This is a genomic window from Streptomyces sp. NBC_01591, from assembly GCF_035918155.1.
Lineage (GTDB): Bacteria > Actinomycetota > Actinomycetes > Streptomycetales > Streptomycetaceae > Streptomyces.
In genome coordinates, this window is sequence record NZ_CP109327.1 from 1,346,923 (window position 1) to 1,367,585 (window position 20,663).

A 20,663-nucleotide genomic window follows, 5' to 3' on the forward strand; every position below is an offset into this window, starting at 1 on the left:
CGGTTGCCGCCCGCCTGCTACCTGTCTCCCGTCAGCATCGGCAGCAGCAGCGCCGCGGACCAGCTGAAGTTGGGTGAGTTGAGCGGCGCCCCGGTGGTCGGGTCATAGTTCTCCATGACCGGTCCGTTGCCCGCGAGGCCCGACGCATGGGTGAGGAGGCGGTCCGTCAGGGCGTCCGCGTCCTTGCCGTAGCCGTAGCGGCGCAGACCGCCGAGGGCGAAGTAGGCCTGGTCGAGCCAGACGGGGCCGCGCCAGTACGCGGTCGGCGAGAAGTAGGGGGAGCTCTTCGCCACGGTCGGGAAGGGCACGGTGGTGGCGAACTCCGCCGGGTCCGTCAGCTTGTCGCGCACGGTGCGGGCCTGCGCGGCGGACGCCGTGCCGGTCCACAGCGGGACGGCGCCCTCGATGCCGCGGCCGCGGGCCGTGAGCGGTGCGCCGGTGCCCAGCGCGGTGTCGTGGAACCAGCCGTCCGCGGGGTCGTACATCGTCGCGCGGACGGCGGCGGAGGTGGCGGTGGAGCGCTCCTTCCAGTGCTTGGCGTCGGCGCGGCGGCCGAGCGCGCCCGCGATGCGCGCCAAGTAGCCCTGGTCGGCGGCGAGATAGGAGTTCAGGTCGACGGACTCCTGGTCGATGGAGTAGCCGAGGAGCGTGCCGTCGGCGGCCTTGTTGGCGACGATGCCGGTGCCGAGGGTGGCGTCGAAGCGGGGCGCGTTGTCCATGCCGCTCTCCCAGGCCGCGGCGAGGCGTCGCTCCTCGGGGGTGTTGTTGGCCGGGTCGACGGTGGCGCCGTACTCGGCGAGACCGTTGTGGTCGTGGTCCCGGTTGCGGTACCACCACGCCTGGTACGCGGTGAGCTTCGGGTACATCTCGCGCAGGAAGGCCTTGTCCCCGGTTTTCGCGTACACCTCCCACACGGCCCAGGCGGCCAGTGGGGGCTTGGAGTTGCGTTCGTTCCAGTTGCCGCCGCCGCGTGCGGGGTCGTTGTAGAAGATGACGTCGGGGATCATCCCGGCGTCCTGGGGTCGGGTCGTGGAGTCCGGCTCGATCTGCCAGTCGAACATGGAGCGGATCTGTGACTCGGCCAGCTCGGGTGCGAAGCGCGCGGTGCCGACGGCCTGCTTCCAGGTGTCCCAGGCCCAGATGCCGCCGGTGAACCACTTGTAGGAAATCGACGGTGTGATCCCGTCGTGCTTGATCTGCCCCGCCGCACTGCGCCAGTTGGTGACGAGGGTCTCCAGGGACTTCACGGCCGTACGCCGCCGGTCGGCGGGAACGCCCCGGGTCACCCCGGCGACATAGCCGCGCCAGCGTGCGTCGGACGCGGATACGACGGATGCGGGGCGGGCCAGTACGTCACGGGCCTTCGCCTGCTCCTTCGTGCGCTCGGCGGCGGTGAAGGTGTAGGACTCGGTCCAGTCGAAGCTGTGCGAGCGGCCGGGCGCGAGGGTCACCGGTTCCGCGGCCTCGGTGCGGTAGGTGTCGCCGTCCACGGTCGTGCGGACGCGGTCCTTGTGGGTGACCTCGAAGCGTTCCGTGCCGTCGGTGAGGTAGTCCCAGGTCTCGCGGACCTTCGCGAAGTCGACCCCGACGCCGGAGCCGGTTGCGGTCAGCGACGGCGCGTCGCGCATCGGCTTGTCGGCGGGCCGCAGCAGGCTGCCGGTCCAGTCGGCGCCCAGGGTGCGGGGCGCCGGGCCGGTGTTGCGGACCTCGGCCCTGACCAGGGCGCTGCGGTCGGTGGCGAAGCGGAGTTCGAGGGTGAGGCGCAGGCCGCGGCCGAGGTCGTAGGACTGGAGGAGGCGGCCCGGGAGCGAGGTGGAACGGGGTGCGCCTCCGCCTGCCAGGTCCAGGGGGCGGCCGTGTTCGGTGAGGCGGATGCGGCTGAAGGACTTGCTGAGCCACCAGGGGTATTCCTGGGCGATGTAGAGGGGGCCGGTGAAGCCGCCGTAGGCGTCCTTGTCGCCGGGCTCCGGCAGGGCGTAGGCGTGCCAGGCGCCGCGGTCGGCGAAGACGGTGACGGGGTTGTTGTCCTCGTCGTCGCCGGGCTGGGCTGCGGCGGGGGTGCCGTGCAGTTCGAGGACGTCGGCGTAGGAGGGCGGGGGCTTCGGGTGTCCGTGGGCGGTGGCCGTCTGCGGTACGGCGAGGGCGCCGCCGGCGAGAAGGAGTGCGGTCAGGGCGCTCAGGGGACGGTGTCCGGTCAGGTGCCGGTCTCTCCAACGGGTCATTTCCGGGTCTCTCCAAGGGAGTCGGTGGCGATGCGCAGGACGGCGGCGCCGAGTGGGCCGAGGTCGATGTGGTCGCGGACGGTGGTTCCGGTGAGCAGGTCGGTGCCGCCGGCGGCGTAGGGGCCGGTCAGTGGCGTCCGGGTGTCGTGGTCGTTGTGGTTGAGGACGAAGAGGTAGGTGGCCTGCGGGCCCGAGCGCACGGTGGCCTCGACGCCGTCGGGGGCGTCGAGCACGGGGCGTACGCCCGCTGCGCGCAGCGCTTCGTCGAGCACCGCCGCGATGCCGTCGCCGAGGTGGGCGCTCGTGTACCAGGCGGTGCCGGTGCCGTAGGGGTGGCGGGTGACGGCGGGGCGACCGGTCAGCTCGCCGGCCGCGTACGCGTCGACGACCTCCGTGTCCGGGCCCTCGGGCTCGATCCACTCGCTCCACAGGGTGGCCTCGGCGCCGGAGGCGAGGGGCACCGCCGCTCCGTCGGGGATCGGCCAGAACTCGTCGACGGACACGCCGAGTACGTCCCGCAGCGGTCCCGGTGCGCCACCGTCGTGGATGTGGTCGTGGCCGTCGACGACGCCGCTGAAGGGGCCGCACACCAGGTGGCCGCCGTCGCGTACGTAGGCGGCGAGGCGTGCGGCGTTCTCGGGCCGCAGCAGGTGGAGATTGGGCGCGAGGACGGCCCGGTAGCCGTCGAGGCCGGCGTGCGGGGGTACGAAGTCGGCGGTGACGGCGCGGGCGTGGAGTGCCGCGTACCAGGGGCGCAGGAGCTCGCGCCAGCGCATCCGGGCACTGGGGTGGTCGTCGGCCTCCAGGGCCCACCAGGAGTCCCAGTCGAGGACGATCGCCACGTCCGCCGGGGTGGTGGCGCCGGTGACTTCGCCAAGCCGGGCGAGTTCGGCGCCGAAGCGGACGGTCTCGCGCCAGCCGCGGGACGCGGTGCCGCGGTGCGGGAGCAACGCGCTGTGGTACTTCTCGGCGCCGGCGCGGGAGGCGCGCCACTGGAAGTACATGATGCCGTCGGCGCCGCGGGCCAGCGCCTGGAGGGACCAGAGGCGTTGCAGGCCGGGCTTCTTGGGGACGTTGACCGGCCGCCAGCTGACGGCGGACGGCGCCTGTTCGAGGAGCAGCCAGGGCCGGCCGCCCTTGAGGGAGCGCATCAGGTCGTAGTTGAGGGAGGCGTTGACGTGGGCGCGGGGGTCGGCGGGGTCGGGGTAGGCGTCGTCGGAGACGAGGTCCTCGTGCTCGGCCCACTTCCAGTAGTCGAGTGCCTTGAACATCGACATGAAGTTGGTGGTGGCCGGGATGTCCGGGCTGAGTTCCCGGAGTGCCTCGCGCTCGGCGCGGTGGCATTCGAGGAGGGCGTCGGAGCAGAAGCGCCGCCAGTCCAGGAGCTGCGTCGGGTTGACCGGTCCGGGAGCGGTGCGCGGCGGTTCGATCTCGTCGTACGTGCCGTAGCGCTGCGACCAGAAGGCCGTGCCCCAGGCGTGGTTGAGGCCCTCGACCGTGCCGTAGCGGTCGGTGAGCCAGGTGCGGAAGTGGGCGGCGGAGCGGGCGCAGAAGCACTCGGTGACATGGTCGCCGTACTCGTTGTGGATGTGCCACAGGGCGAGGGCCGGATGGTGTGCGTAGCGTTCGGCGAGGGTGCGGGTGAGGTGCAGCGCGGCGGCCCGGTACTCGGGCGAGGACGGGCAGTAGTGCTGGCGCGAGCCGAATTCGAGGCGTACGCCGTCGGCGGTGACGGGCAGGATCTCGGGGTGGGCGCGCACCAGCCAGGCCGGTGGTGACGCGGTCGCGGTGGCCAGGTCGACGGCGATGCCGTGGGCATGCAGCAGGTCCAGGAGCCGGTCGAACCAGGCGAAGTCCCAGGTGTCCGGGCCGGGTTGGAGCCTCGCCCAGGAGAAGACGCCGACGGTCACCATGGTGACGCCGGCTTCGAGCATGAGCTCGGCGTCCTCGGCCCAGACGTCCTCGGGCCACTGCTCGGGGTTGTAGTCACCGCCGTACAGGACGCCGGGGACGCGGGTCAGGCGGCTCATCCCTTCACCGCCCCGCCGAGGAGTCCGGCCACGAACTGCCGCTGGAAGAGCAGGAAGAGGAGCATCAGCGGAAGCGTGGCGAGGAGAGATCCGAGCATCAAGCCCGAGTAGTCGACGTGGGAGAGCCCCGTGAGGGTGTTGAGCGCGACGGGCACGGTGTATTTGTCCTCGGAGTTCAGCATGAGCAGCGGCCAGATGAAGCTGTTCCACTGCGCCATGAACGTGAAGATGACCAGGGCGCCGAGCTGTGGGCGTACGCACGGCAGCACGACCTGGTAGAAGGTGCGCAGCTCGCCGGAGCCGTCGATCCGGGCCGATTCGAGGAGCTCGTCGGGGAAGTCGACGAAGCTCTGCCGCATCAGGAGGATGCCGAAGGAGTTCGCCAGGAACGGCAGGATCACCGCCTGGTACGAGTCGATCCAGCCGACGCTCGCCATCATCTGGAACAGCGGCACGAGCAGCACCTGGAAGGGGATCATCATCGTGGCGAGCACGGCGCCGAGCAGCAGGCCCCGGCCGCGGAAGCGGTACTTGGCGAGTCCGTAGCCGCACATGGCGGAGATCAGTGAGCTGAGCGCGGTGTGGACGACGGCGATGCCGACGCTGTTGAGGAGGACCCGCCCGAAGCCGATGGTGTCCTGGAGCCGCACGAGGTTGTCAAGCAGCTCCCCGCCGGGCAGGAACGGCGGCGGGGAGCGGAACAGCTCCGACGTGGAGTGCGTCGCGGCGATCGCCATCCAGAGGAACGGCACCAGGCTGACGACGGCGCCGGCCGCGAGGAACAGGCGGACGAGGTATCGGCCGGCGCGCCGGGCCGGGTGGACGCGTACGGGGGCCTGCTGGAGGGCGGTCACCGGCGGCGCTCCCTTCCGAAGGCGACGTACTGGAGGGCGGAGATCGCGGCGATGAGGGCCACGACGACCCAGGCGATGGCGGCGGCGTAGCCGAAGTCGAGCTGCTGGAAGCCGACCTTGTAGAGGTAGACGACCGGGGTGAGGGTCGCGTCGTCGGGGCCGCCGCGGGTGAGGACGTAGTTCTCGTCGAAGAGCTGGAGCGTCCCGATGGTGGAGGTGATCACGCAGAACAGGACGACCGGGCGCAGCTGCGGAAGGATCACGCGCGTGTACGTGGACAGGGTGCCGGAGCCGTCGATCGCCGCGGCCTCGTACTGCTCCTTGCCGATGGACTGGAGTCCGGCGAGCAGGATGACGGCGTTGTAGCCGGTCCAGCGCCAGGTCAGCGACGCGATCAGGGAGACACGCGCCCAGGTGGGACTGTTGAGCCAGTCGACCTGGCCGATGCCGATGGTGCCGAGGATCTGGTTGACGAGGCCGCCGTCGGTCTTGAGGAGGACCTGGAAGACGACGGCGTACGCGACGAGTGTGGTGACGGCGGGCAGGAAGTAGACCGCGCGCCAGGTGCCGCGGAAGCGCAGCCAGGACTGATTGAGCAGGACGGCGAGGACGAGTGCCAGGCCGATCATGACGGGGACCTGCACGACGAGGATGATCCCGGTGTTGAACAGGGACTCCAGGAACGCGGGGTCGTCGATCATGCGCCGGTACTGGTCGAGTCCGACCCAGCGGGTGGCGCCGGTGTCCTCGGTGGTGAAGCTCTGCAGGAGGCTCGCGCCCAGCGGATAGGCGAAGAAGATCGCGAAGAGGGCGGCCGCGGGTCCGGCGAAGATCCAGGCGGTGGGGCGCCGGCGCCTGCGGCGTGCCGGGGCCGGGGCGCGGGCGGGGGCGACCGGCCGGTCGTGGGCGGTGTCGACGGCCATCGGGCTACTTCACCCTTTCGCGGCCGGTGGCCGCGGCGATCTGCCGCGCGGCCGAGTCCAGGGCGGCGCGCGGGTCCTTGCCCCGCAGCATCACGCCGGTGACGGCGGAGACCATGATGTCGGTGGCCTTCGCGTCGTCCTTGTTGTTCTCGACCGGCGGGATGTTGCGGGCGAGCCGGGCGAACACGTCGAGGGCCGGCCGGCCGCCGAAGTACTCCTGCTTCTCGCTCAGGTACGGGTCGTCGAGCGCGGGCAGATAGGCGGGGAAGAGGCCCTCGCGCTTGAGCATGGAGACCTGGTTCGCCTTGCCGGTGAGCAGGAACTGGATGAACGCCCAGGCCAGCCGGGGGTTCTTGCTCTGCGCGGGGACGCAGAGCGTGGAGCCGCCGATGTTCGAGGTGCGGATGCCGTCGGCGGTGAATCCGGGCAGCGGCACCACCCCGAATCTGCCCTTCAGCTCCGGCATCTCGTCGGTGAGCGTACCCATCCACCAGGCGGCGGTGGGCGTGGTGGTGGCCTTGCCCTCCTTGGTGCCGGTGACTAGGCCGTCCCAGCCCTTCTCGTAGTCGACGAGCCCCTCGTCGTGCAGGGTCTTCATCAGCGTCAGGGCCTTCACGGCCTCCGGGGTGTCGACCGCGACCCGGCCGTCCTTGAAGTAGGACTGGCCCTGCTGCTGGAGCAGCATCGGCAGGATCCCGGTGTCCGTGGAGTCCATGATGAGCAGCTTGCGGCCGGTCGCCTTCTTGATGCGGACGCCCGCCACCACGTAGTCGTCCCAGGTCAGCAGCGATTTGGGGTCGACTCCTGCGGCGCGGAAGTGGTCCGTGCGGTAGTAGAGCGCGCAGGGGCCGATGTCCCAGGGCAGGGCGAAGACCGCGCTGTCCTTGCCGGTGACGGTGCGCCACGCGGCGCGGTCGAAGTCGCCTCCGTAGCGGCCGCCGAGGCTCGTCAGGTCGTAGAAACCGCTCGGGAAGTTGCCCAGGTAGCGCGGCATGTGGCTGCCCTCGACCGTGAGGACGTCGGCGAGGCCCGAGCCGCCGCGCAGGCCCACGGTGATCTTGTCGTAGGCGTTGTCGTAGCCGATGTCGACGATGTCGACGGTGGTGCCGGGGTGGCGCTCCTCGAAGGTGCGGGCGAGGCGCTTCATGGCCTTGGCGGCGACATCCCACGACCAGACGGTGATCTTTCCGCCGACCTTGCCCCCTCCGTCGTCCTTCCCGCCGCCGATGTCGCGGGCCTCTCCGCCGCCCGCGCCGCCCATGGCACATCCACTGACCAGGGACGTTGCCGCGGTCGCGAGACCTGTGGCCAGAACAACCCGTCGGGTGGGTCTTGTTGACACTCTTGCCTCCTGGAGCCTGAATGCCTAATGCTGTATTCAGAACACTGAATGACGGAGCCCGCCGTCAAGAGGTGTACACCCAAAGACTTTTGTTGCTGTGGTCCATGACTGACCCGACCGAGTCGGCTCACGCGAAAGGCGCGGCATGACGTCACCCCAGGACTCCGCCCACACCCACGCCCATCCCTACATCCCGAACGCGGTTCCGGCCGTGCGGCAGGCGATGCTGGAGGAGATCGGCGCCGCGAGCGTCGAGGACTTCTACGCCGACATCCCGGACGGCATCCGGCTGCACCGCCCCCTGGATCTGCCGGCCCCGCTGCGTTCGGAGGCCGAACTCACCCGTCATATGGAGGAGTTGCTCGGCCGCAACACTTCGACGCGGCAGGCGCTCAGCTTCCTCGGCTCCGGCTGCTACCAGCACCACGTACCGGCGGTCGTGGACGAGGTGGTCAACCGCAGCGAGTTCCTCACGGCGTACGCCGGCGAGCCGTACGAGGACCACGGTCGCTTCCAGGCGCTGTGGGAGTACCAGTCGATGATGGCCGAGCTGCTCGACGTCGAGATCGTCAACGTCCCGGTGTACGACGGCTTCCAGGCCTCGGGGACGGCCCTGCGCATGGCCGGCCGGATCACGGGCCGCCGCCGCGTGCTCGTCGCCACCGCGATCGACACCGACAAGCTCTCCCGCATACGTGACTACGTACGCCCCGACCACGACGTGACGGTGGTCCCGGTCGACCCGGACACCGGCTGCGCCGACCTCGACGCGGTGCGCGAGGCGCTCGCCGCCGGCGACACGGCGGCGGTGTACGCGGACACTCCCTCCGCGCTCGGCATCGTCGACGAGGCGCTCCCCCGCCTCGCCGAACTCGCCCACGACGCAGGTGCGTTGTACGTCGTGGGCTGCAATCCGCTGACGCTCGGCGTGCTCGCGCCTCCCTCCGCGTACGGCGCCGACATCGCGTGCGGCGACATCCAGCCGCTGGGCCTGCACCAGAGTTTCGGCGGCGCCAACGCGGGCTTCATCGCCACCCGCGACGAGGAGGCACTGGTCGCCGAGTACCCGTCACGTCTGTTCGGCCTCGTGCCCACGACCGTCGAGGGCGAGTACGGCTTCGGCGACGTGGCCTACGAGCGGACCTCGTTCGCGCTGCGCGAGGAGGGCAAGGAGTGGGTCGGCACGGCCGCCGCGCTGCACGGCATCGGTGCCGGGGTCTATCTCGCGCTGATGGGACCGCAGGGCATGCGGGAGATCGGCGACACGATCCTCGCGCTCACCGCGTACGCCCGCAGGCGCCTCGCCGAGGTGCCCGGCATCGCGGTCCCGTACGGCGACGCCCTGCACTTCGCCGACTTCACCGTCCGCTACACGGGCAGCAGAACGGCCACCGAGATCCGCGCCGAACTCAAGGAGCGGGGCATCTTCGGCTCCACCCCGACCGGCACGCACGAGGCCGCGTTCTGCGTCACCGAAGTCCATACCAAGGCCGACATCGACCGGCTCGCCGCGACCCTTGAGGAGATCGTCAAGTGACCGCCCCGCACGCGCCCGTATCCGTCTCCCCCGAGGAGGCGCGCATCGCAGGCAAGCCGCGCCTCCGCCGGTTCCGGCAGGCCTCCTGGGACGAGAAGCTGATCTTCGAGCTCGGTTCACCGGGCGAGCGCGGCGTCCTCGTCCCGACCGCGGACCCGTCCATCGGGAAGCCCACGATTCCCGACGCTCTGCGCCGCACCGACCCGCCCGCCCTGCCTGAGATGTCCCAACAGCAGGTCCTGCGCCACTACTTGCGGCTCTCGCAGGAGAACCTGGGCGCCGATCTCAACATCGACGTCGGCCAGGGCACCTGCACCATGAAGTACAGCCCCAAGGTCAACGACCAGTTCGTCCGCGACCTCCGGATCGCGGCGCTGCACCCCCTCCAGGACGAGGACACGGTCCAGGGCGTCCTCGGGATCATCCACAGTCTGGAGCAGCTCCTGAAGGAGATCTCCGGCATGGACCGGGTCTCGCTCCAGCCGGGTGCGGGCTCCGCCGCGATCTACACCAACGTGGCCATGATCCGCGCCTACTTCACCGCGCGCGGCGAGCTGGAGCAGCGCGACGAGGTCATCACGACGATCTTCTCCCACCCGTCCAACGCGGCCTGCGCGAAGACGGCCGGCTTCAAGGTCATCACCCTCCACCCGGACGCGGACGGCTATCCGGACATCGAGGCCCTCAAGGCGGCAGTCGGCCCGCGCACGGCGGCGCTCCTCATCACGAACCCCGAGGACACCGGCATCTACAACCCGCGCATCGAGGAGTTCGTACGGATCGTGCACGAGGCGGGCGGCCTGTGCTCGTACGACCAGGCCAACGCGAACGGCATCCTCGGCATCACGCGCGCCCGGGACGCGGGCTTCGACCTGTGCCACTTCAATCTGCACAAGACGTTCTCGACGCCGCACGCGTGCGGCGGTCCGGCGGCCGGGGCCTGTGCCGTCACCGAGGAGCTCGCCCCGTATCTCCCGCGCCCCACCGTCGAGTTCGACCCGGAGACGGGCGTGTACCGGCTGGACGACGAGCGGCCCGAGTCGGTCGGCAAGATGCGGCCGTTCTACGGCGTCGTGCCGAATCTGGTCCGCGCGTACGCGTGGATCATGTCGCTCGGCGCCGAGGGGCTGCGGGCCGCCGCCGAGACGGCCGTCCTCAACAACAACTACCTGCTCCACAAGGTCCGGCAGATCCCGGGCGTCTCCGTCCCGTACGCGGCCGGGCGCCCGCGCGTCGAGCAGGTCCGCTACAGCTGGGAGAAGCTCCACCAGGACACCGGCCTGCACTCCGAGGACATCGGCCTGCGCGCCGCGGACTTCGGCACGCACTACTGGACCAGCCACCACCCGTACGTGGTGCCGGAACCCATGACGCTGGAGCCGACCGAGTCCTACACGCGCGCCGACCTCGACGAGTACGCGGCGATCCTCGCGGAGATCGCCCGCGAGGCGTACGAGGACCCGGAGACCGTGCGCACGGCGCCGCACCGTTCGACCATCCACCGGGTACGCCCGGAGGCCCTGGACGACCCCGCGGTCTGGGCGGTCTCGTGGCGCGCCTACCGCCGCAAGGTGCTGGGCGAGGCGGGCCGCCCGTGACGAGGATCGGCCTGGTGGTCAACCCGGTCGCCGGACTCGGCGGCCGGGTGGGCCTGGGTGGCACCGACGGCCCGGACCGGGCCCGCGTGGCGCTGTCGCTGGGCGCATGCCCACTGGCGGGGGCGCGTGCGGCCGCGGCTCTGGGTGAACTGGCGGCGCGTACGGGCGAGTCGGCTCGGGACGGACTCCTCGTCGTCACCGCCGCCGGTCCCCTGGGCGCCGACTCCGTCGCCGCCGCGGGGCTTGCGGGGCGGGTCGTGTACGCCGCCGGGACCGGGCGGGACACCTCGGCCGCGGACACGGCCGCCGCGGTGCGGGCCGTCGTCGCCGAGGGCATCGACCTCCTGGTCTTCGCCGGCGGCGACGGCACCGCGCGGGACGTGCTCGGCGCCCTCGGCGACGCGCCCTGTCCGGTCCTCGGCGTACCGACCGGCGTGAAGATGCACTCGGCCGTCTTCGCCGTCAGCCCGCGCGCCGCGGGTGAGGTCGCGGCGGCGTGGCTCGCCCGCACGGGCGGCGTCCGGCTGCGGGACGCCGAGGTGATGGACCGCGACGAGGACGCCCTGGGCGAAGGCCGCGTCACCTCCCGGCTCTTCGGGTGGCTGCCCGTCCCGGACGTGCCGGTCCGGGTGCAGCAGCGCAAGACCGGCAGCACCGCCACCGCGCCGGATGCGGTCGGCGGGATCGCGGCCGAGGTCGCCGAGCGGGTCGGGGACGGGTTGCTCGTGCTCGGCCCCGGCAGCACCACCCGGGCGGTGGCGGCCGCGCTCGGCGCGGACGTCTCGCTCACCGGAGTCGACGCGCTCGCCCTGCGGCCGGGCCGCCCGCCCCGCGTCGTGGCACGTGACGTCGGCGAGGAGGCCCTCCTCGCACTCGGCCCGGCCTGGATCGCCCTCTCCCCCATCGGCGGCCAGGGCTTCCTCCTCGGCCGCGGCAACCAGCAGATCTCGCCGCGCGTCCTGCGCGCAGCAGGCGGTCGCGAGCACCTGCTGGTGCTGTGCACGGAAGCGAAACTGGCCGCGCTCGGCGGCCGCCCCCTGCTCCTCGACACCGGCGACGACGCGCTCGACGCGGAGCTGTCCGGTCACCTCCCCGTCATCACCGGCAGGCGGCGCACATCGCTGTACCGCCTGGCGATGTGACCGCGTAACCCCGACACCCCGACCCAGGACACAAGGAGCCCAGGATGATCTCCCTCGACGGCAAGCGCGCGATCGTCACCGGCGGCGGAGCCGGCATCGGCCGCGCCACCGCCCAGGTCCTCGCCGAGCTCGGCGCCCGCGTGGTGATCGCCGACATCGACACGGACGGCGGTGAACGCACCGCGAAGGACACCGGAGGGACCTTCGTACGCTGCGACGTGTCACGGCGCGAGGACTGCGAGGCCGTCGTGCACACGACGCAGGAGCGGTTCGGCGGCGTGGACGTCCTCTTCAACAACGCCGGGATCATCCGCCGCTCCACGGTCTGCGAGATCACCGAGGACGACTGGGACCTGGTGATGGCCGTGAACATCCGCTCGGTGATGCTGATGAGCCGCCTGGTGATCCCGGGGATGGCGGCCCGGGGCGGCGGCTCCATCGTCAACACCGGCTCCGGATGGGGCATCCGCGGCGGCGGCCGGGCCGTTTCGTACTGCGCGTCGAAGGGCGCCGTCGTCAACATGACCCGCGCCATGGCCATCGACCACGGCCCCGACAACATCCGCGTCAACTGTGTCTGCCCCGGTGACACGGCGACCGGGATGCTCGCCGAGGAGGCCCGTCAGCTCGGCGAGAGCTCCGACGCGTTCTACGCCGACGCCGCCGACCGGCCGCTCGGCCGGATCGGGCAGCCCCGCGACATCGCCCAGACCGTGGCGTTCCTCGCCTCCGACGCCTCGGCGTTCCTGAGCGGAGCGATCATCCCGGTCGACGGCGCCGGTACCGCGTGACTTTCCGGTAGCGGATAATCGACCGGACCGAAGGGGAGGGCAGCCTCACATGCCAATCGAAAACCGCCCGTTGCGCGAACAGGTCAAGGAGGAACTGATCAAGCGCCTCGGGCGCGGCACGATCGCGACCAACTCGCCGATCAACGAGGGGCAGCTCGCCACCGAACTCGGCGTCAGCCGTACTCCGCTGCGCGAGGCACTGATCACGCTGGAGCGCGAGGGCGTCATCACCAGCGAGCGCGGCAAGGGCTTCCGCTTCACGCCGCTCAGTGCGCAGGAGTTCCGTGACCTGTCCGCGATCGTCGCGACGCTGGAGGCGCTCGCCCTGGAGTCCAGCGATCCCGAGCACCTGGCGGCGACGGCCCCCCGCCTCCTGGAGGAGGCGCGCGCGTTCTCGGTCCCGCAGGCGCCGCACGACGTCATAGAGCGTTACGACGACGCGTGGCACGACCTGCTCCTGTCCGGTTGCACGAACGACCGCCTGATGAAGCTGATCACCTCCCTGAAGGTGACGATGCACCGCTACGAGCGGGTGGCCCTGGGCGACCAGGACATCCTGGAGCGTTCCGCGGAGGAGCACGAGCGGATCGCCGAGTGCCTGCAGCGCGGCGACCTGGACGCGGCCGTCGCGGCGCTCAAGGAGAACTGGAACAGCGGGATGCACCGGATCCTGGAGCATCTGAAGGACTGACCGCGGGCGGCGGGACCCCGTCGGGGGCAGCACGGTGGTGGGGTGGGTCGGGCCCGGGTCTTGACCCGCACCGCCCCTTCGGGGTCCGATCACGGTCGACCCGCCGCGCGACCCAGGGACTGTGACCGCATGACTCTGCAGATCAGCGCCACCAACGCCGAACACCCGGCCCTCCTGCTCGAACTGCCCTGGCACATCCCCCTGGAGCAGTGGCCCGACGAGTACCTCGTACCGCTCCCCCGCGGCATCTCCCGGCACGTCGTGCGCTACGCGCGAGCGGGCGAGGAGACCGTGGCCGTGAAGGAGCTCGCCGAACGGCCGGCGCTGCGCGAGTACGAACTCCTGCGTACGCTCGACCGTCTCGGGATACCCGCCGTCGACCCGCTCGCCGTGGTCACCGGCCGGACCGAGGCCGACGGTTCGCCCCTCGAACCCGTCCTGATCACCCGCCACCTGGGCGGTTCGCTCCCCTACCGGTCGATGTTCGAGACGACCATGCGCCCCGGCACGGTGCACCGCCTCATGGACGCCCTCGCTGTTCTCCTCGTGCGACTGCATCTGACGGGGTTCGCCTGGGGGGACTGCTCGCTGTCCAACACCCTGTTCCGGCGGGACGCGGGCGCGTACGCCGCCTACCTCGTGGATGCCGAGACCGGGGAGCTGCACCCCCGGCTGAGCAACGGGCAGCGCGCGTACGACATCGAGCTCGCCCGGGTCAACATCAGCGGCGAGATGCTCGACCTGGAGGCGGCCGGGGCGCTGCACCCTTCCATCGACCCGATCGCGTTCGGCCGGGAGATCGAGGAACGCTACGAGGCGCTGTGGACGGAGCTGACGCGTACCTCCGTCTACCCGGCGGGCAAGCACCACTACATGGAGCGCCGCATCCGCCGCCTCAACGACCTGGGCTTCGACGTCGCCGAGATGCAGATATCGCACTCGGACCACGGGGACACCGTCACGTTCGTGCCCAAGGTCGTGGACGCAGGCCATCATCAGCGCCAGCTCCTGCGCCTCACCGGGATGGACGCCGAGGAGAACCAGGCACGACGGCTCCTCAACGACCTGGAGAGCTGGATGGCCACCCAGGACGACTACGCTCCCGGCGACCGGCACGGCGCCCGCACCGAGGTACTGGCCCACCGCTGGGTCCGGGAGATCTTCCGGCCCACCGTGCGCGCGGCGCGCGACCACGTGTCCGCCCGGATGGACGCGGCCGAGCTGTACCACGAACTCCTCGAACACCGCTGGTACCTGTCCGAGCGGGCCCAGCACGACATCGGACTCGACGCGGCGGTCGAGGACTACGTCAGGAAGGTGGCTGCACGGGACGACAGCTGCACATAGGCTGCCCTCCCGGAGCTGTGCGCCGGCAGGCCGGACCTGATCCAGACGAGAGGCCCTAGGAGCCGCCCCGTGTTCTACCACGTGCTCAAATACGTCATCCTCGGGCCACTGCTCCGGTTGTTCTTCCGCCCCAGGATCGAGGGCCTGGAACACATCCCGGAGGACGGCGCGGCCATCGTCGCCGGCAACCATCTGTCGTTCTCCGACCATTTCCTGATGCCCGCGATCCTCAAACGGCGCATCACGTTTCTCGCCAAGGCCGAGTACTTCACCGGACCGGGATTGAAGGGTCGGCTGACCGCCGCTTTCTTCCACAGCATCGGACAGATCCCGGTGGACCGTTCCGGCAAGGAAGCCGGACAGGCGGCAATCCGGGAAGGGCTCGGTGTGCTGAGCAAGGGCGAGCTGCTGGGCATCTACCCGGAGGGCACCCGCTCGCACGACGGCCGGCTCTACAAGGGCAAGGTGGGCGTGGCCGTCATGGCGATCACGGCACAGGTGCCCGTGGTGCCGTGCGCGATGGTGGGTACATTCGAGATCCAGCCGCCGGGACAGGTCGTCCCGCGCATCAAGCGCGTCACCATCCGCTTCGGCGAGCCGCTGGACTTCTCCCGCTACGCCGGCATGGAGAACCAGAAGGCTGCGGTCCGGGCGGTCACCGACGAGATCATGTACGCGATCCTGAAGCTCTCGGGTCAGGAGTACGTCGACGAGTACGCGGTCAAGGCGAAGGCCGCGCAGGCCGAACAGGCGGCAAAGTCGAAGAAGTTCCCGAAGTTTCGACGCTGACGGCGGATCCGCGCTCGGTGAACTTCGCCGGCCCGGGTGGCCGCCCGGCTCTAGCGTGGCCCTCATGAGCAAGGGAAACGCATGGGTGCTGGGGGCGACGGGACAGATCGGGCGAGTGGCGGTGCAGTCGCTCGTCGAGGACGGCTGGGAGGTGACGGCCGCCTCTCGCGGAGGCGGCCGGGACGCGCGGTGGGACACAGCGGTGCGCACGACCGCCCTGGACCGGGACGCCGACGGGGCGCTCGCGGCGGCGCTGGGCGACGGCTGCGACGTACTGGTCGACATGGTGGCGTACGACGCGGTTCACGCCCGTCAGCTGACCGGTCTCGCGGACCGGATCGGTTCGGCGGTGGTCATCTCCAGCGGTGCGGTGTACGAGGACGAGCAGGGCCGCAGCTTCGACACGCAGGGCGAACCCGACGGTGCTCCGCGCTATCCGCTGCCGATCCCGGAGTCGCAGCGCACCCTGCCGCCAGGCGACACGACGTACGGGACGCGGAAGATACGGCTGGAGCGGGATCTGCTGGCGGCCGGGGACGCGCTGCCGGTGACGCTGCTGCGGGCCGGGGCGATCCACGGGGAGTACTGCCGCTCGCCGCGTGAGCTGTATTTCGTGAAACGGCTCCTGGACGGCCGCGACCGGCGGGTGCTCGCCTTCGGTGGGGAATCCCGCTTCCACCCGGTCCATGTCTCCAACCTGGCCGAGCTGATCCGGCTCGCCGCCCTGCGGCCCGGTTCGCGGGTGCTGAACGCCGGGGATCCGCAGGCGCCGACGGTCGCGGAGATCGGCGAGGCCGTCGACGCGGTGCTCGGCCGCAGGACGGAGACCGTGCTGATGGCGGGGGCGCCCGGGGAGGACGGCGTCGGCTCGACGCCGTGGAGCGCCGCCCACCCCATCGTGTACGACATGACGGCCGCCGAGCGCGAGCTCGGGTACCGGCCGGTCACGGGCTATGTGCAGTCGCTTCCCGGGACGGTCGAGTGGATCGCGGCGCAGCTGGCGGGCAAGGACTGGACGGAGGCCTTCCCGGCCATGCTGCGGGCGTACGGGAAGAAGCTCTTCGACTACGCGGCGGAGGACGCCTGGCTGGAGGCGTACGACCGGAAGGCGTGAGGCACGGTCCAGCGGTGTTCAACCCGCCGGGGCGTCGAGCAGTTCGTCCAGCGCCTCGTCCAGGACGCGGCGCAGCAGGCGTGCGTCGGGGGCGAGGGCTGTGACCAGCACGGCCGGTCCGGCGAGCGGGGTGAGAACGGCGGTCTCCCCGAGCAGTCGCGCTTCGGGAAGCTTCTCGTCGAACCCCGGTTCCACGACGAGGAGTTGCCCGACGGCCCGGTGGCCGCCCAGGACCGCCGCGCCGTCCCAGCCGCCGGGGGCTCCCGGACCGTACGTCATCTGCTGGTCGATCAGCGGACGGCCGGCGCGGTGCACGGTGAGGCGGCTGATGAGGGTGCCGGTGCTCTCGGCGTGGCGGCCGAGGATCTGTTCCTCGCGCAGCACCAGCCGTGCGGTGGGGGCGAGTCGGACGCGGGTGGTCATGCGCAGGACGCTGTCGTGCGCCGAGACGAGCTGTTCCGGCAGCCAGCGCAGCTCGGCCCCCTCCGCCACATTCAACTCGATGTCGTACGTGGCGGGTTCGCCGCCCGGTCCCGGCAGGGCCACGGTCGCCGCTGCCGAGTCGACGGTGAGCCGGGCGCTTTCGCCGACCTGTGTCGCGATGGCGAGCCGGTCCCCGCCGAGCGGTGCGCTCATGGCGCCGACGACGGTGACCCGTGCGCCGGACCCGGGCGTGTCCCGGGTCCGGCGCAGGGCGAGCGGTCCGTCGCCTTGCAGCACGGGGAGCGAGGTGACGCCCCGGCCGTCGAGGGCCGCGGTGATCCGGGCGGTGGCCTGGATGCTCATGCGGTCCAGTCGGCGAGCCGCCCGCGCACCCAGTCCGCGACGGGCCCCACGCCCTCCTCGGAGGTGAGCGAGGTGAAGGCGACGGGGAGCGGTCCGCGCTGCTGTGCGGCGTCGTGGGCCATCCGGTCGAGATCGGAGCCGACGTGGGGAGCGAGGTCGGTCTTGTTGATGACGAGCAGGTCGGAGGTGGTGACACCGGGACCGCCCTTGCGCGGGATGTCGTCGCCGCCCGCCACGTCGATGACGAAGATCTGCGCGTCGACCAGCCCTTTCGAGAAGGTGGCGGTGAGGTTGTCGCCGCCGGATTCGACCAGGATCAGATCGAGTGGCCCGACGGTGTCCTCCAGGTCCTCGACGGCTTCGAGGTTGGCGGAGATGTCGTCGCGGATCGCGGTGTGCGGGCAGGCGCCGGTCTCCACGGCCTGGATGCGCTCGGGCGGCAGGACGGCATGGCGCAGCAGGAAGGCCGCGTCCTCGCGAGTGTAGATGTCGTTGGTGACCACCGCGATGGAGAGCTGGTCGCGCAGGGCCCGGCAGAGGGCGGCGACGGTCGCGGTCTTGCCGGAGCCGACCGGTCCGCCGAGTCCGATGCGCAGGGCGCGGCGGGTTCCGTCGGGCCGGGCGGCGTCGGCGCTCACGGCGGCGGGGCCGTGTTGGGTGTGGTCGAGGTGCATGGGTGCGGCTCCTGTTTCGTACGGGGTCACGAGGCGAACAGGCGGACCGGCCAGGCCGCGTGCGCCTCGGCGGTGATGTCGAGGAGCGGGGCCGAGGCGGCGGGCAGCGCGTCGAGGGTTCCGTGCGCCGCCGCGGCGGCCTGTTCGGCGATCCGGTCGAGTTCGGGTGCGAGGCGGGCGAGGACGGCGGTGGCCTCGAAGGGGTCGAGGGAGAGCAGGCGGACGACGGCGGTGGCCGGTCCGCTGACGGCTTCGTAGGCGACGCAGTGCGCGGCGTCCTCGGGCCCGAGCCCCGCCGAGCGCGCGGTGAGGCCGAGGACGACGGGCTGGTGGGCGCCGCGCGGCCGGGCCTCGGCGAGCGCGGCGAGTTCGGGGCTGGGCCAGGTGGCGCGGGCCGCCCGCATCAGCTGCCGGCCGAGCTTGCGGGCGACGGCGCGCAGCGCGGGTGACGGGGTACGGGCGTCGGCGGCCTCGTCGAGCGCGAGCGGATCGTGGCCGTGGGCGGCCGCCGCGGCGAGTGCGGCGGCCGTGAGCCCGGCGGTGTGCAGGCGGCCCCGGCAGAACTCGGCGAGGTCCTCGGCGTCGCGGATCCGTCCTGCCTTCACGGCCGGTTCGGCGCCGCCGGAGTGGGCGTGGCCACCGGCGGGGAACCGGCCGTCGGCGAGGACGAGCAGAGCCGCGCGACTCATCGCACGTCCCGCGTCGGGCGTCGCGTGTGCCGTATCGGGCGTCGCGTGTCCCGCATCGGGCGTCGCGTGTCCCGCATCGGGCGTCGCGTGTCCCGCATCAGAAGAGGAAGTAGCGCTGGGCCATGGGCAGTTCGGCGGCCGGCGCCGGTTCGACCGGCTCGCCGTCGATCGTCACGGCGAAGCTGTCGGGATCGACGTGGACCTGCGGAGTGGCGTCGTTCTCCCGCATGTCCGCCTTGGTGACGCCGCGCGTACTGCTGATCGGCACGAACGCCTTCCCGAGACCGAGGCGTTCCGGCAGCCCGTCCTGGACGGCCGCATCGGCCACGAAGTTGACGGAGTCGGCCGCGGGCGAACGGCCCACAGCGCCGAACATCGGGCGGGGCAGCACCGGTTGCGGAGTCGGGATGGAGGCGTTGGAATCGCCCATCTGCGCGTACGCGATCTGGCCGCCCTTGATCACGGTCTGCGGCTTGACGCCGAAGAACGCCGGTTCCCACAGCACCAGGTCGGCGAGCTTGCCGGTCTCCACCGAACCGATCTCCCGGTCGAGTCCTTGGGCGACCGCCGGGTTGATGGTGTATTTGGCGACATAGCGACGCACTCGCCGGTTGTCGGCCCGCCCGTCGCCGGACAGGGCACCGCGGCGCTTCTTCATCACATGGGCGGTCTGCCAGGTGCGCAGGACGACCTCGCCGATGCGGCCCATGGCCTGGGAGTCGGACGAGATGATCGAGATGGCCCCGAGGTCGTGGAGGATGTCCTCGGCCGCGATGGTGGACGGCCGGATCCGGGATTCGGCGAAGGCCAGATCCTCCGGCACGGCCGGGTTGAGGTGATGACAGACCATCAGCATGTCGAGGTGTTCCTCGATGGTGTTGATGGTGTGCGGCCGGGTCGGGTTGGTGGAGCTGGGCAGGACGTACGGCTCCGAGACGATGCCGATGATGTCCGGAGCGTGCCCGCCGCCGGCACCTTCGGTGTGGTACGCATGGATGGAGCGCCCGGCGATGGCGGCGAGGGTGTCGGCGACGAATCCGGCCTCGTTGAGGGTGTCGGTGTGGATGGCGAGCTGGGCGCCCGTCTCCTCGCAGACGCCCAGGCAGGCGTCGATGACGGCGGGGGTGGCACCCCAGTCCTCGTGAATCTTGAATCCGAGTGCCCCGGCGCGCAGTTGGGAGTGCATGGCCTCGCGCGACATGGTGTTGCCCTTACCGAGCAGACCGATGTTGACGGGGTACGCGTCCAGCGCCCCGAACATCCGGGCAAGGTGCCACGGACCCGGGGTGATCGTGGTGGCCTTGGTGCCTTCGGCCGGTCCGGTGCCGCCGCCGACCAGGGTGGTGATGCCGGAGGAGAGCGCCTGGTCGATCAGGGTCGGCGAGATGAAGTGGACGTGGGCGTCGATGGCCCCGGCGGTGAGGAACTTGCCGTTGCCCGCGATGATTTCGGTCTCCGGGCCGATGACCAGGTCGGGGTGGACGCCGTCCATGGTGTCCGGGTTGCCGGCCTTGCCGATCCCGGTGATCCGGCCGTCGCGGATACCGATGTCCGCCTTGACGACGCCCCAGTGGTCGATGATCACGGCGCCGGTGACGACGGTGTCCGGGGCGCCCTCGGCGCGGGTGGTGCGGGACTGTCCCATCGATTCGCGGATGACCTTGCCGCCGCCGAACACCGCCTCGTCACCGGAGAGTCCGGGGCCGCCCGAGCGGTCCTCCTCGATCTCGACGAGCAGATCGGTGTCTGCCAGCCGGATGCGGTCGCCGGTCGTGGGGCCGAACAGGTCGGCGTAGACGGCGCGGTCGAGTTCAGCCATCGAGGGCACCTCCGGTCTCGCCGCGCAGCCCGGGGACGACGCGCCGTCCGGCGAGCGGTACGAGTTCGATGTCGATCGGTATGCCGGGTTCGAAGCGCACGGCGGTTCCGGCGGCGATGTTCAGCCGCAGGCCGCGGGCGGCCGAACGGTCGAAGCGCAGGCCGGGGTTGGCCTCGGCGAAGTGGTAGTGCGAACCCACCTGGACCGGCCGGTCGGCGGCGTTGAGCACGGTGAGGCGGGTGACGGGGCGGCCCTCGTTGAACGACACGGGCCCGTCCGCGTACAGGATCTCTCCGGGAATCATCGGTGGCGCCT

18 protein-coding genes are annotated in these 20,663 nt (G+C 71.3%); 8 read left to right on the forward strand and 10 right to left on the reverse strand.

Annotation, left to right across the window (positions count from 1 at the left end; genetic code table 11):
- Positions 1-17: 17 nt before the first annotated feature.
- Genes OG978_RS06355 through OG978_RS06375 form a run of 5 tightly spaced genes read right to left on the reverse strand, consistent with a single transcriptional unit; the run spans position 18 to position 7,290 of the window.
- On the reverse strand, positions 18-2,222 hold the full coding sequence (locus OG978_RS06355; RefSeq protein WP_326764239.1) for an MGH1-like glycoside hydrolase domain-containing protein: 2,205 nt from the start codon (positions 2,220-2,222) through the stop codon (positions 18-20).
- Entirely contained in the window at positions 2,219-4,252 is a 2,034-nt protein-coding gene (locus OG978_RS06360) for a beta-galactosidase (protein WP_326764240.1), read from the reverse strand. The genes OG978_RS06355 and OG978_RS06360 overlap by 4 nt, the downstream gene beginning before the upstream one ends.
- Complete coding sequence (locus tag OG978_RS06365; protein ID WP_326764241.1) at positions 4,249-5,106, reverse strand: carbohydrate ABC transporter permease; 858 nt, start codon at positions 5,104-5,106, stop codon at positions 4,249-4,251. The genes OG978_RS06360 and OG978_RS06365 overlap by 4 nt, the downstream gene beginning before the upstream one ends.
- On the reverse strand, positions 5,103-6,029 hold the full coding sequence (locus OG978_RS06370; protein ID WP_326764242.1) for a carbohydrate ABC transporter permease: 927 nt from the start codon (positions 6,027-6,029) through the stop codon (positions 5,103-5,105). Before OG978_RS06370 ends, OG978_RS06365 begins: the two co-directional genes overlap by 4 nt.
- 4 nt (positions 6,030-6,033) lie before the next feature.
- Positions 6,034-7,290, reverse strand: a complete 1,257-nt coding sequence (locus OG978_RS06375) for an ABC transporter substrate-binding protein (protein WP_326764243.1) — start codon at positions 7,288-7,290, stop codon at positions 6,034-6,036.
- A gap of 226 nt (positions 7,291-7,516) precedes the next feature.
- Here OG978_RS06375 and gcvPA point away from each other — a divergent pair, with 226 nt between their 5' ends.
- The 8 genes from gcvPA (at position 7,517) to OG978_RS06415 (ending at position 16,380) form a co-directional block, all read left to right on the forward strand.
- A complete protein-coding gene (gene gcvPA / locus OG978_RS06380; protein WP_326764244.1) occupies positions 7,517-8,908 on the forward strand; it encodes an aminomethyl-transferring glycine dehydrogenase subunit GcvPA in 1,392 nt (463 codons plus the stop codon).
- Complete coding sequence (gcvPB, locus tag OG978_RS06385; RefSeq protein WP_326764245.1) at positions 8,905-10,506, forward strand: aminomethyl-transferring glycine dehydrogenase subunit GcvPB; 1,602 nt, start codon at positions 8,905-8,907, stop codon at positions 10,504-10,506. Before gcvPA ends, gcvPB begins: the two co-directional genes overlap by 4 nt.
- Positions 10,503-11,648: an ATP-NAD kinase family protein gene (locus OG978_RS06390; protein WP_326764246.1), complete on the forward strand. Its 1,146-nt coding sequence runs from the start codon at positions 10,503-10,505 to the stop codon at positions 11,646-11,648. The genes gcvPB and OG978_RS06390 overlap by 4 nt, the downstream gene beginning before the upstream one ends.
- A gap of 44 nt (positions 11,649-11,692) precedes the next feature.
- Entirely contained in the window at positions 11,693-12,439 is a 747-nt protein-coding gene (locus tag OG978_RS06395; protein WP_326764247.1) for an SDR family NAD(P)-dependent oxidoreductase, read from the forward strand.
- A gap of 49 nt (positions 12,440-12,488) precedes the next feature.
- On the forward strand, positions 12,489-13,130 hold the full coding sequence (locus OG978_RS06400; RefSeq protein WP_124719143.1) for a GntR family transcriptional regulator: 642 nt from the start codon (positions 12,489-12,491) through the stop codon (positions 13,128-13,130).
- 129 nt (positions 13,131-13,259) lie between these two features.
- The gene (locus OG978_RS06405) at positions 13,260-14,477 is read left to right on the forward strand and encodes a DUF4032 domain-containing protein (protein ID WP_326764248.1); all 1,218 of its coding nucleotides are present in this window, start codon (positions 13,260-13,262) and stop codon (positions 14,475-14,477) included.
- Between the two features lie 69 nt (positions 14,478-14,546).
- Complete coding sequence (locus tag OG978_RS06410; RefSeq protein WP_326764249.1) at positions 14,547-15,266, forward strand: lysophospholipid acyltransferase family protein; 720 nt, start codon at positions 14,547-14,549, stop codon at positions 15,264-15,266.
- A 64-nt stretch (positions 15,267-15,330) separates the two neighbouring features.
- Entirely contained in the window at positions 15,331-16,380 is a 1,050-nt protein-coding gene (locus tag OG978_RS06415; RefSeq protein ID WP_326764250.1) for an NAD-dependent epimerase/dehydratase family protein, read from the forward strand.
- An 18-nt stretch (positions 16,381-16,398) separates the two neighbouring features.
- Here the strand turns inward: OG978_RS06415 and OG978_RS06420 are convergent, their stop codons facing one another.
- From OG978_RS06420 to OG978_RS06440, 5 genes are all read right to left on the reverse strand, one after another.
- The gene (locus OG978_RS06420; protein ID WP_326764251.1) at positions 16,399-17,166 is read right to left on the reverse strand and encodes an urease accessory protein UreD; all 768 of its coding nucleotides are present in this window, start codon (positions 17,164-17,166) and stop codon (positions 16,399-16,401) included.
- Positions 17,163-17,840: an urease accessory protein UreG gene (ureG, locus tag OG978_RS06425; RefSeq protein ID WP_326764252.1), complete on the reverse strand. Its 678-nt coding sequence runs from the start codon at positions 17,838-17,840 to the stop codon at positions 17,163-17,165. The genes OG978_RS06420 and ureG overlap by 4 nt, the downstream gene beginning before the upstream one ends.
- A gap of 26 nt (positions 17,841-17,866) precedes the next feature.
- Complete coding sequence (locus OG978_RS06430) at positions 17,867-18,529, reverse strand: urease accessory protein UreF (protein WP_326764253.1); 663 nt, start codon at positions 18,527-18,529, stop codon at positions 17,867-17,869.
- A 97-nt stretch (positions 18,530-18,626) separates the two neighbouring features.
- Positions 18,627-20,348: an urease subunit alpha gene (locus OG978_RS06435; RefSeq protein ID WP_326764254.1), complete on the reverse strand. Its 1,722-nt coding sequence runs from the start codon at positions 20,346-20,348 to the stop codon at positions 18,627-18,629.
- Entirely contained in the window at positions 20,341-20,652 is a 312-nt protein-coding gene (locus OG978_RS06440) for an urease subunit beta (protein ID WP_326764255.1), read from the reverse strand. Before OG978_RS06440 ends, OG978_RS06435 begins: the two co-directional genes overlap by 8 nt.
- Between the last annotated feature and the right edge of the window lie 11 nt (positions 20,653-20,663).

What these genes read in the sequence shown, in the direction of transcription:
- ureG (WP_326764252.1), bottom strand. Translation starts at nt 17,840, where the DNA reads ATGCACCTCGACCACACCCAACACGGCCCCGCCGCCGTGAGCGCCGAC.
- OG978_RS06360 (WP_326764240.1), bottom strand. Translation starts at nt 4,252, where the DNA reads ATGAGCCGCCTGACCCGCGTCCCCGGCGTCCTGTACGGCGGTGACTAC.
- OG978_RS06355 (WP_326764239.1), bottom strand. Translation starts at nt 2,222, where the DNA reads ATGACCCGTTGGAGAGACCGGCACCTGACCGGACACCGTCCCCTGAGC.
- OG978_RS06420 (WP_326764251.1), bottom strand. Translation starts at nt 17,166, where the DNA reads ATGAGCATCCAGGCCACCGCCCGGATCACCGCGGCCCTCGACGGCCGG.
- OG978_RS06435 (WP_326764254.1), bottom strand. Translation starts at nt 20,348, where the DNA reads ATGGCTGAACTCGACCGCGCCGTCTACGCCGACCTGTTCGGCCCCACG.
- OG978_RS06440 (WP_326764255.1), bottom strand. Translation starts at nt 20,652, where the DNA reads ATGATTCCCGGAGAGATCCTGTACGCGGACGGGCCCGTGTCGTTCAAC.
- OG978_RS06375 (WP_326764243.1), bottom strand. Translation starts at nt 7,290, where the DNA reads ATGGGCGGCGCGGGCGGCGGAGAGGCCCGCGACATCGGCGGCGGGAAG.
- OG978_RS06430 (WP_326764253.1), bottom strand. Translation starts at nt 18,529, where the DNA reads ATGAGTCGCGCGGCTCTGCTCGTCCTCGCCGACGGCCGGTTCCCCGCC.
- OG978_RS06400 (WP_124719143.1), top strand. Translation starts at nt 12,489, where the DNA reads ATGCCAATCGAAAACCGCCCGTTGCGCGAACAGGTCAAGGAGGAACTG.
- OG978_RS06370 (WP_326764242.1), bottom strand. Translation starts at nt 6,029, where the DNA reads ATGGCCGTCGACACCGCCCACGACCGGCCGGTCGCCCCCGCCCGCGCC.
- OG978_RS06405 (WP_326764248.1), top strand. Translation starts at nt 13,260, where the DNA reads ATGACTCTGCAGATCAGCGCCACCAACGCCGAACACCCGGCCCTCCTG.
- gcvPA (WP_326764244.1), top strand. Translation starts at nt 7,517, where the DNA reads ATGACGTCACCCCAGGACTCCGCCCACACCCACGCCCATCCCTACATC.
- OG978_RS06415 (WP_326764250.1), top strand. Translation starts at nt 15,331, where the DNA reads ATGAGCAAGGGAAACGCATGGGTGCTGGGGGCGACGGGACAGATCGGG.
- OG978_RS06395 (WP_326764247.1), top strand. Translation starts at nt 11,693, where the DNA reads ATGATCTCCCTCGACGGCAAGCGCGCGATCGTCACCGGCGGCGGAGCC.